7 protein-coding genes are annotated in these 9,275 nt (G+C 69.2%); 3 read left to right on the plus strand and 4 right to left on the minus strand.

Translation table 11 applies throughout. From position 1 onward, the window contains the following. Positions 1–37: 37 nt before the first annotated feature. Both ACFFII_RS07080 and ACFFII_RS07085 read left to right on the plus strand, forming a co-directional pair. Positions 38–1,819 (plus strand): SLC13 family permease, encoded by a 1,782-nt coding sequence (locus ACFFII_RS07080; protein ID WP_377698165.1) that lies wholly within the window; start codon positions 38–40, stop codon positions 1,817–1,819. Positions 1,820–1,869: 50 nt separating this feature from the next. Beyond that, on the plus strand, positions 1,870–2,751 hold the full coding sequence (locus ACFFII_RS07085; protein WP_377698166.1) for an alpha/beta fold hydrolase: 882 nt from the start codon (positions 1,870–1,872) through the stop codon (positions 2,749–2,751). A 20-nt stretch (positions 2,752–2,771) separates the two neighbouring features. Here the strand turns inward: ACFFII_RS07085 and ACFFII_RS07090 are convergent, their stop codons facing one another. After that, positions 2,772–3,818, minus strand: coding sequence for an AbrB family protein (locus ACFFII_RS07090; RefSeq protein WP_377698167.1), 1,047 nt, complete (start codon positions 3,816–3,818; stop codon positions 2,772–2,774). A 276-nt stretch (positions 3,819–4,094) separates the two neighbouring features. On the opposite strand from ACFFII_RS07090, the gene ACFFII_RS07095 reads away from it, so the two are divergent. Continuing rightward, a complete protein-coding gene (locus ACFFII_RS07095) occupies positions 4,095–4,550 on the plus strand; it encodes a c-type cytochrome (RefSeq protein WP_377698168.1) in 456 nt (151 codons plus the stop codon). 250 nt (positions 4,551–4,800) lie between these two features. On the opposite strand, the gene otsA is transcribed toward ACFFII_RS07095, so the two are convergent. The 3 genes from otsA to otsB are packed head-to-tail and all read right to left on the minus strand — an operon-like array spanning position 4,801 to position 8,803. Then, positions 4,801–6,201, minus strand: a complete 1,401-nt coding sequence (gene otsA / locus ACFFII_RS07100) for an alpha,alpha-trehalose-phosphate synthase (UDP-forming) (RefSeq protein ID WP_377698169.1) — start codon at positions 6,199–6,201, stop codon at positions 4,801–4,803. Then, positions 6,198–8,033, minus strand: a complete 1,836-nt coding sequence (locus ACFFII_RS07105; RefSeq protein WP_377698170.1) for a glycoside hydrolase family 15 protein — start codon at positions 8,031–8,033, stop codon at positions 6,198–6,200. The genes otsA and ACFFII_RS07105 overlap by 4 nt, the downstream gene beginning before the upstream one ends. Continuing rightward, positions 8,030–8,803, minus strand: coding sequence for a trehalose-phosphatase (otsB, locus tag ACFFII_RS07110; protein ID WP_377698171.1), 774 nt, complete (start codon positions 8,801–8,803; stop codon positions 8,030–8,032). Before otsB ends, ACFFII_RS07105 begins: the two co-directional genes overlap by 4 nt. Between the last annotated feature and the right edge of the window lie 472 nt (positions 8,804–9,275).

A 9,275-nucleotide genomic window follows, 5' to 3' on the forward strand; every position in this document is an offset into this window, starting at 1 on the left:
GCGGTTCCGCCCTGCCCCTGCGGAGTGACCCCCGGAATTGACCCTCGACCAAGCGCTGTCCTTCGGCCTGATGGCCGTCACCATCGGCCTGTTCATCTGGGGCCGCCTGCCCTATGACCTCGTGGCCCTGCTGGCGCTGCTGGCGGGCGTGCTGATCGGGATCATCCCCGCGAACGAGGCCTTTTCAGGCTTCGGCGACGATGTGGTGATCATCGTGGCGACCGCCCTGCTGGTTTCGGCGGCGGTGGCGCGCTCGGGCGCGGTGGAAACGGCGATGCGTCCGCTTCTGCGCAACCTCAAGGGCGCGCAGGCGCAGGTGACGGTGCTGGTTTCGGCCGTCACCGTCCTGTCCATGATCACCAAGAACGTGGGCGCCTTGGCCATGCTGATGCCGGTCGCGGCGCAACTGTCGCGGCGCACGGGCACGCCCCTGTCCTTCATGCTGATGCCCATGGCCTTCGGGTCGCTGATCGGCGGGATCGTGACGCTGGTGGGCACCTCGCCCAACATCCTGGTGTCCAAGGTGCGCGAGGACATCCTGGGCAAGCCCTTCGGCATGTTCGACTATACGCCCGTGGGGATCGTCATCGCCGCGCTGGGCGTGGTCTTCCTGTCCTTCGCCTACCGCCTGCTGCCCGACCGCCGCGCCGCCAGCCGGTCCATGGACGCGGCCTTCAACATCGAGGAATATTCGACCGAGGCCCGCGTCCCCGAGGGCTCGCCCTTCGTCGGCCGGACCGTGGCCGAGCTTGAGGCCCTGGCCGAAGGCGGCCTGCGCGTCACCACCATCATCCGCGAACGCTTCCGCCGCCACGCCCCCCGCCCCGACAGCATCCTGCAGGCCGAGGACGTGCTGCTGCTGAGCGGCGAGCCCGACGACCTGGAGCGCGTCGTGGCCCGTGCCCGCCTGCGCCTGGCGGGCGAGGAGGTGGCCGAGGACGAGGAAGCCGACGCCGACAGCGTCGTGGCCGAGGGCGTCGTCACCGCCGATTCCCCGCTGGTCGGCCGCACCCCGGCCGAGGCGCATCTGCTGCGCCGCCACGGGCTGCAGCTTCTGGCGGTCAGCCGCAGCGGCCAGCGCCTGACGCGGCGGCTGCGGCGGCTGCGGCTGGAGGTGGGCGACGTCCTGATCCTCAAGGCCGCGCGCGAGCGGCTGGCGCCATCCCTGGGCGAGCTGCGCGTCCTGCCGCTCAGCCAGCGCGACGTGGCGCTCGGCAGCCGCAAGCGCAGCTGGCTCCCGCTGATCATCCTTGGCGCCGCGATGGTGCTGGTGGCAGCCCATGTGGTCCCCGTGGCCGTGGCCTTTGCAGGGGCGGCGGCCCTTGTCCTGCTTTTGCGCGTGATGACGATGGACGAGGCCTACGAGTCGATCGAATGGCCGGTGATCGTCCTGCTGGCCGCGCTGATTCCGGTCAGCAACGCGATCCAGGCGACCGGCGGGACCGACCTGATCGCGGCGGGCCTCGAACGGGTGGCGGGCAACGTGCCGCCGCTGGTCGCGCTGGGGCTGATGATCGTGCTGGCGATGGCGGTGACGCCCTTCCTGAACAACGCGGCGACCGTGCTGGTGATGGCCCCCATCGCGGCCAGCCTGGCAGGGCGGCTGAACCTGAACCCGGACCCTTTCCTGATGGCCGTGGCGCTGGGGGCCGCCTGCGATTTCCTCACGCCCATCGGGCACCAGTGCAACACGCTGGTCATGGGGCCGGGGGGCTATCGCTTTGGAGATTACTGGCGGCTGGGGCTGCCCCTGTCGATCCTTGTCGTGCTGGTCGGCACGCCGCTGATCGCCATGGTCTGGGGGTTGAGCAGCCTCTGACGCCGGACAGGCGGCAGGGCGGGCTTTTGAACGGAAGGGAGGCTTCCCCGATGTCGGACAGCGGACTCCTTGCGCCCGGATGGCGCTCGGGCAGGCGGGGGGTGAACGGCCTGTCGCTGCACGTCGTCGAGGCGGGTCCTGAGACCGGCCCCCTTCTGGTCCTGCTGCACGGCTTCCCCGAGTTCTGGTGGGCCTGGCGCCACCAGATCACGCCGCTGGCCGAGGCGGGCTTCCACGTGGTCGTGCCGGACCTGCGGGGCTACAACCTCAGCGACGCGCCGCGCGGCATCGGCAGCTATCACCTCGACCTTCTGGTGGCGGATGTGCTGGCGCTGGCGGACGGCTTCGGGGCGGACCGCTTCGACCTCGTGGGTCACGACTGGGGCGGCGTGATCGCCTGGGCCACGGCGGCGCGCCACCCGGGCCGGATCGGGCGGCTGGTGATCCTCGATGCGCCCAACCCCGAGCTTCTCGGCCGGGCGCTGAGGCACCCGACGCAAGCCCTGCGCAGCAGCTATGCGGCGCTGTTCCAGCTGCCCCTGCTGCCCGAGGCGCTGTTGCGCCCCCTCGGCTTTGCAGGTCTGCGCGCGATGATGCGCGGCAGCGCCAAGCCCGACACCTTCCGCCCCGGCGATCTCGACCGCTACGCCGCGGCTTGGGGCCAGCCTGGACGGCTGAGCGCGATGCTGAACTATTACCGTGCCCTGCGGCGACGCCGAAGGCCCGCGGAACCGGCGCGCATCCGGCCACCGACCCTTGTGCTATGGGGCGAAAGGGACGCGGCGCTGGAACGCCACGTGGCACGGGACGCCGTGGGGTTGTGCGACAGCGGGCGGCTTCTCGTCATCCCGGGCACGACCCACTGGCTGCATCTCGAGGAACCAAAGCGGGTCACGGCCGAGATCGGGGGCTTCCTGAAGGGGAGTTCCTGACGGCTGCGCCTGCATCCTCCTCAACGTGACCCCCGGAGCCACAAGGGGCCGACGAGGTTGAGGCCGATGATGCGCAGGATGTGATGCGTGCCCACGAAGGCGGGTTCGAGCTTCAGCACCAGCGCCATCGCGGCCATCGCCTCGACCCCGCCCGGCGCATAGGCCAGCCACAGCTGTCCGAAGGGCAAATCCAGCATCCAGGCCCCTGCCGCCGCGAAAAGGGCCGAGACGCCAAGCGCCAGCAGGATGCTGACCGTGGCGCCCGGCACCGTGCGGACGACCGTCCGAAGCGTCGTGCCCCGAAAGCGCGCACCGATCACCGCGCCCGTTGCGATGAAGCCCAGGATGATCAGCGGCTGCGGAAAGCGCCCCTGCACGAGACCGCTGGCATGCAGCCCCGCGCTGACCACCATGGCCCCCAGCACCGTGCCAGCCGGTACACGCAGCCGGTTGAGCAGGATCGCCGCCGCGCCGCTTGCAAGAAAGACGGCCAGCGCCTCGGGGGGCGTGTTGGTCGGCTGCGGCCCCGCGGCGGCCGCGCCGATCGCGCCGCCGCTTGCCAGGGACAGCACCGGCGGCATCAGCGCAACCAGGGTGAAGACGCGCAGGCTTTGCGCCAGGATGACGCGCGGCAGGTCGGCGCTGCTGTTCGCGGCCATGATGGCGACCGACGAGAACGCCCCCGGCATCGAGGCGAAGCGCGCCGTGGTCCTGTCCCAGCCATGCACCCGCGCCAGATAGACGCTCGACACCGCCATGGTCGCGGCGATCGAGGCCACCAGCAGCGCGAGGCTGCCGGGCCAGGCCTGCACCTGCCCCACGATCCCCGGCGTGACGCTGGAGCCGATGGAGATTCCCACCAGAAGGAAGGCCACCTCGCGCGGGCCCCGCTCGAGCCCGACCGGCAGCCCTGCCAGCGCGCCCGCCGCCGTGGCGATCATCGCCCCCATCAGCCATGCCGCGGGCAGGCCCAGCGCCACCGCCAGCCCCGCGCCCGCGGCGGCAAGCACCGCCGTCGCCAGCCCCCAGCCAAGCCGGCGCGGACCGGGTCGAGAAAGCTGCGCCATCCTGTTGCCCCCCTTCGCCTGAACAGCCCCCCTTGGCTGCGCCCGGTCCCGCAGGCAAGAGGACAGTTGGTCTGAGAAGCAAGAGTGCCGTAGCGGGGGGCGGGTTCCCGGCCCTGATCCTGTCGGTGAGCCTTGGGAAAGGCCGGCCTGTGCCTTGAACTTGCTTCGGGCCGCCGCAGACCGCCCTGTCCTTGCGCTGCTACGTCCGGGGCACTCTTCCGGGGCGCTGTCAGCCCCCAGGTTGACCTTCGCGCAAAGGGCCGCAATCTGCCCGCCATGTCCCGAAGCTTTCCATCCTTCCTCGTCGTACCGGCGACATGGCTGCTTGCTGCATCCGTCGCCGGTGGAGCGCTCTGGGCAGGATGCGCCTGCGGCAAGCGCGCCGAACTGCGGCACGGGGCCGAACTCTACGCCATTCATTGCGCTGACTGCCACGGAGCGCGGCTGGAGGGGCAGCCGGACTGGCAGCTTCCCGGCGCGGACGGCACCCTCCCTGCCCCGCCCCATGACGATTCCGGTCACACCTGGCACCATGACGATGCCATGCTGGCAGACTACATCCGCCGGGGCGGGCAGTCGGTCCTGGATGACATGGGGGTGCCCATGACCTCGGGCATGCCCGCCTTCGGCGAGATCCTGACCAAGGACGACATCGCCGCCATCCTGACCTTCATCAAGTCGAACTGGCCCGACGACATCCGCGCCATCCAGGCCAAGCGGAACGGCGGCTAGGTGCGGGCCCCGGACAGGACAGCCGGGCCGGTTCGGCATGCGCCCATCTTCCAGACCTGCGGCGGATCAGTCCTGCAGGCTCGGCGGCGGCCGTGGTGCCTACTGCCGTCCCGCGTTCCTACCGACCCAGGCGGTCATCTTCTCGATCTCCGGCCTTGAGGCCCTGATGATCTTGGGGGCCTGGCCTTCAACTGCCCGCCGTTTCCGGATCCTCCAGGGCACGGGCGGCCGGCTATCGCGCCGGCTACTCTCAGGCCGGAACCGGCTCGGTGGTGCGCTGCTCCTCGGGTTGCAGCATGCCGAGGAAATCGGCGGACCATTTCGAAATGTCGTTCTGCTCGATCCTGGCCATCATCGCCGTGTAGCGTTCGACCCTTGCCTCGAGAGGCATCGACAGGGCGCGGGCGATGGCATTGCCGATCGCCTCGACATCGTAGGGATTGACCAGCACCGCCGCGTCCAGCTCGCGCGCCGCCCCGGCGAAGCGGGACAGGACAAGGACGCCGGGATCGGCAGGGTTCTGGGCGGCGACGAATTCCTTGGCGACCAGGTTCATGCCGTCCCGCAAGGGCGTCACCAGCCCCACCCGCGCGATGCGGTAAAGCCCCGCGAGCGTGTTGCGTCCGACCGACTGGTTGATGTAGCGGATCGGCGTCCAGTCCAGCGTGCCCATCGCGCCGTTCACGCGGCCCGCATGCTCGGCCACCTGCCGCTGCATGTCGGAATAGCCCTGCACCTCGCTGCGCGACTTCGGCGTCACCTGCAGCAGCGTCGTGCGCCCTCGCCAGGCGGGGTTGGCGATCAGGAAGCGCTCGAAGCCGTCGATGCGGTGAGTCAGGCCCTTGGAGTAATCCAGCCGGTCCACCCCGATGATCAGGTCGCGCCCGGCGAAGCTGACGGCGGTACGCTTGACGGCCTTGCTCCGCACGGCCTCCTTGGCGGTCGAGGCGAACTCGGCCACGTCGATGCCGATGGGAAAGGCCTTCGCCTGGAAGCGCCGGCCATAGGCGGCCATCCAGCCGTCGCCCATGTCGCGCCCGATCCCGTCGCGCTTGAGGGCCAGCGCGAAGTTCTCGACGTCATGCTCGGTCTGGAAGCCCAGAAGGTCATAGGCGGTCAGGTTGTCGATGATCGCCTCGTGCACGGGCAGCGTGAAGAACACATCCGGCGAGGGCCAGGGGATGTGCATGAAGAAGCCGATGCGGTTCCCGACCCCCAGACGGCGCAGCTCGGAGGCCATGGGGATCAGGTGGTAGTCGTGGATCCAGATGATGTCGTCGGGCTGGATCAGCGGGCGCAGCCGTTCCGCAAACAGACGGTTCACCCGGAAATAGCCGGCCATGTCCTTGCGGGCGTATTCGGTCAGGTCCAGCCGGTAATGACAGAGCGGCCACAGGACACTGTTGGCGAATCCCGTGTAGTATTCGGCTAGGTCGCGCCGGGACAGGTCCGTCAGCGCGAAGGTGATGTTGCCCCGTTCCACGAACTGGAGGGGTCCCGGCTCCTTCACGCCGCTGGACTTGCCGGTCCAGCCCATCCAGACGCCGCCCATCTTTTCCAGCGCCGAGTTCAGCGCGACGGCCAGCCCGCCGGCCGGCGGTCCCTTGGCGGGGTCGGGAACGCGGTTCGAGACGACGACCAGCCGGCTCAAAGGACATCCTCCCAGCGGCGGGACAGGTGCATGGCGGCATAGACGAGCCCGACCATCGAATAGGTCTGCGGGAAATTGCCCCAAAGCTCGCCCGTCTCGACATGCACCCCTTCGGAGAGCAGGCCGAGGTGGTTCCGCGTCCGTAGGATCTCGTCGAAGATCTGGCGGGCATCCTCGCGCCGGCCGACCCGGACCAGCGCGTCGATCAGCCAGAAGGTGCAGGCGGTGAAGGCGGTTTCCGGCGCCCCGAAGTCGTCGGGCGCGCGGTAGCGGTAAAGGTGGTTGCCGAAGCGCAGGTGCTTCTCGCAGGCTTCCAGCGTGGACAGGAAGCGCGGATCATGCGCCGGGATGATGCCGATCTGCGGCATGAGCAGCAGGCTCGCGTCCAGGTCCTGGCCGCCGAAGCTGGAGACGAAGCTCTGCAGCTCCTTGTTCCAGCCCTGTTCAAGGATGCCTTCGCGGATCTTGTCGGCTTCGGCCCGCCAATGCGCCTGCCGCTCGGGCAGCGCCAGCTTGGCCGCGATCTTGGCCAGCCGGTCGCAGGCGGCCCAGCACATCACGGCGGAATGGGTGTGGACGGCGCCGCGGGTGCGGAATTCCCACAACCCGGCATCGGGCTGGTTCCAGCGCTCGGCCGCCTGCCGCCCCAGCCGTTCCAGCCGGGTGAACAGCGCCTCGCCGCCCATGGTGGGCAGGCGCTCGTCGAAGAAGGCTTGGGTGATCGACAGGATCACCGAGCCGTAGCCGTCGTTCTGCACCTGCGTATAGGCGGCGTTGCCGCGCCGCACGGGGCCGAGGCCGCGATAGCCGGGCAGGGTCGGGACGATCTCCTCGTCCACCTGCCGTTCCAGTCCCAGCCCGAACAGGGGCTGCAGGTAGCCGTCGGGCGAGCCTGCCGCGATGTTCGAGACATAGGCGAGGTAATCCTCCATCGTCCGGGTCGCGCCCAGCAGGTTCAGCGCGCTGACGGTGAAGTAGGAATCCCTTAGCCAGCAGAAGCGATAGTCCCAGGTGCGCCCGCTTTCCCCGTATTCGGGGATCGAGGTCGTCAGCGCCGCGACGATGCCGCCGGTTTCCTCATGCGCACAGAGCTTCAGCGTGATGGCTGAGCGGATCACCACGTCCTGGTAGTCCAGCGGCACCGACAGGTAGCGCACCCAGTCGCGCCAGTAACTGGCGGTCTGGTCCAGGAAGCTGCGGGCGATCTGCATGGGGGCCTGCGACAGCCGCTCGTCGGCGCCGAAGACGAAGGCATAAGGGCGATCGACTAGGAAGGCCTTGCCGTTCTCGACGAAATCGACCGGGGCGTTGGTGGTCAGGCGCAGCACCTGGTCGCCCAGGATGAAGCGGATGTGGTTGGTGCCCCGCGTGATCTCGGGAACATGGGCGCCATAGCCGTGCCGGGGGCGCATCAGGACGCGGACGCGGGGGGTGCCTTCCAGCGGCTCGATGATCCGCACGATGCCCAGGGGGCGGAACATGCGGCCCAGGTCCTTGAAGCGGGGGGCGAAGTCGAGGATGCGCAGCCGGTTGCCCGAGTTGTCGGTCAGGATCGTTTCCAGGATCGCCGTGTTGCGAAGATAGCGCTGCTCGCTGTGGGCAAAGTCCTCGACGGTGATCGACCAGTCGCCGCCACCCTGCGCTGCGGGTCCGCCCAGAAGGCGGCAGAAGATCGGGTCGCCATCCATGCGGGGCGCGCACATCCAGACGATCGAGCCGTTGCGGTCCACCAGCGCGGCCGCCGCCGCATTGCCGATGACCCCGAGGTCAAGCGAATGGGTCGGAACAGTGCTGGTCGTGGCGGGGGCGAGGGCTTCGACGGGGACGTTCATCGCGCCACCCGTTCGATCCAGGCGCGCACATCCGCCGGCGTGGCGACGCGGCCCTGCGCGAGGGTGTCGCGCCGATCCGTGCCGACCCGGACCGACAGGCCGCCCAGGCGGTTCGCGGCCGCGAACATCGCCTCGTCCGTCACGTCGTCCCCGATCGCCAGCGGCAGCCGTCCCGCGAAAGCCTCGTGCCCCATCGTCTGCATCAATGCATCTCCCTTGTCACGGCCACGCGGCCGCAACTCCACAACCGCCTTGCCCTCCTGCAGTTTCCATCCGTCGCCCACGCTTTCGGAAAGCGCCCGCATCAAGTGCCGCACCTGCCCCTCGCTGGCCGGGGCAAGGCGGTAATGCGCGGCAAAGGCGGCACCCTTGTCCTCGAAGATGACACCGGGCCAGCGCGCCGCCTGCTCGCGCAGCCGGTGCTTGGCCGCCGAGAACTCGTCGGTGAGGCCGGTGCCGAAAACCCGCCCGGCCCCGTCGCGCCATTCCGCGCCATGCAGCCCGTTGATCACGACAGAAAGGCCCGGAAACAGCCGATCAACCGTGGCAACCGAGCGCCCGGTGACCAGCGCCAACGCGCCGCCCAGCCTTGCGGCCAGCCGGGCCAGAGCCGCGGGCAGGCCCAAAGGCACGCTGATCCCGTCCGGGGTGTCGGCAATGTCCAGAAGCGTGCCGTCGATGTCGAGAAACACGGCCAGGCCGTTCACATCGCCCGGCAGTCCGTCCAGGGCCTGCAGGCTTCCAGTCGTCTGATCGGATTTCTGATCCATCGCGGCAACCTAGGCACCGTGGTTGCAGGGGACAACCCCGGCGCGCAGGCCGGAAGGCTTGGGTTGCCTTTCTGCGGAAGGCTGTCGGGGTGCCTGCCCTCGGGTTGAGCATCCGTGCGCGGGATGACTGCCGTTTCTGCAGAGGCGGAAACCTGTTCCCGCATGATCAGGGTTCCATGGGTTGCCCTCCATCGGCCAGGAAGCGGCTCCATCAGCAGCTTAAGTGATATGGGGTTCGTAAGGCGGCTTGCTGAACAGCCCCCCGACCTTCGGCTTGCTTCGCTGACAATCGGCCAAACACGCTGTCGGAAGGTGCGACGTGGCCCTTACGGCTTGTCAATTACGCCGTGCTCGACCTGGCAGGTCATCTATCTCCGTCCAGGTGGTCGCGACGGGTGGTTTCCCACCGGCTGGATCGGATACGGGCCGAACGATGCCTCTGCCGCCGTCACGCAGCCTGCATCCTCACCGC

This window comes from Paracoccus niistensis, assembly GCF_042432925.1.
GTDB classification, from domain to species: domain Bacteria; phylum Pseudomonadota; class Alphaproteobacteria; order Rhodobacterales; family Rhodobacteraceae; genus Paracoccus; species Paracoccus niistensis.

Excerpts from the sequence above, each read along its gene's own strand:
- ACFFII_RS07085 (WP_377698166.1), top strand. The coding sequence starts at position 1,870 with ATGTCGGACAGCGGACTCCTTGCGCCCGGATGGCGCTCGGGCAGGCGG.
- ACFFII_RS07090 (WP_377698167.1), bottom strand. The coding sequence starts at position 3,818 with ATGGCGCAGCTTTCTCGACCCGGTCCGCGCCGGCTTGGCTGGGGGCTG.
- ACFFII_RS07095 (WP_377698168.1), top strand. The coding sequence starts at position 4,095 with ATGTCCCGAAGCTTTCCATCCTTCCTCGTCGTACCGGCGACATGGCTG.
- ACFFII_RS07105 (WP_377698170.1), bottom strand. The coding sequence starts at position 8,033 with ATGAACGTCCCCGTCGAAGCCCTCGCCCCCGCCACGACCAGCACTGTT.
- otsB (WP_377698171.1), bottom strand. The coding sequence starts at position 8,803 with ATGGATCAGAAATCCGATCAGACGACTGGAAGCCTGCAGGCCCTGGAC.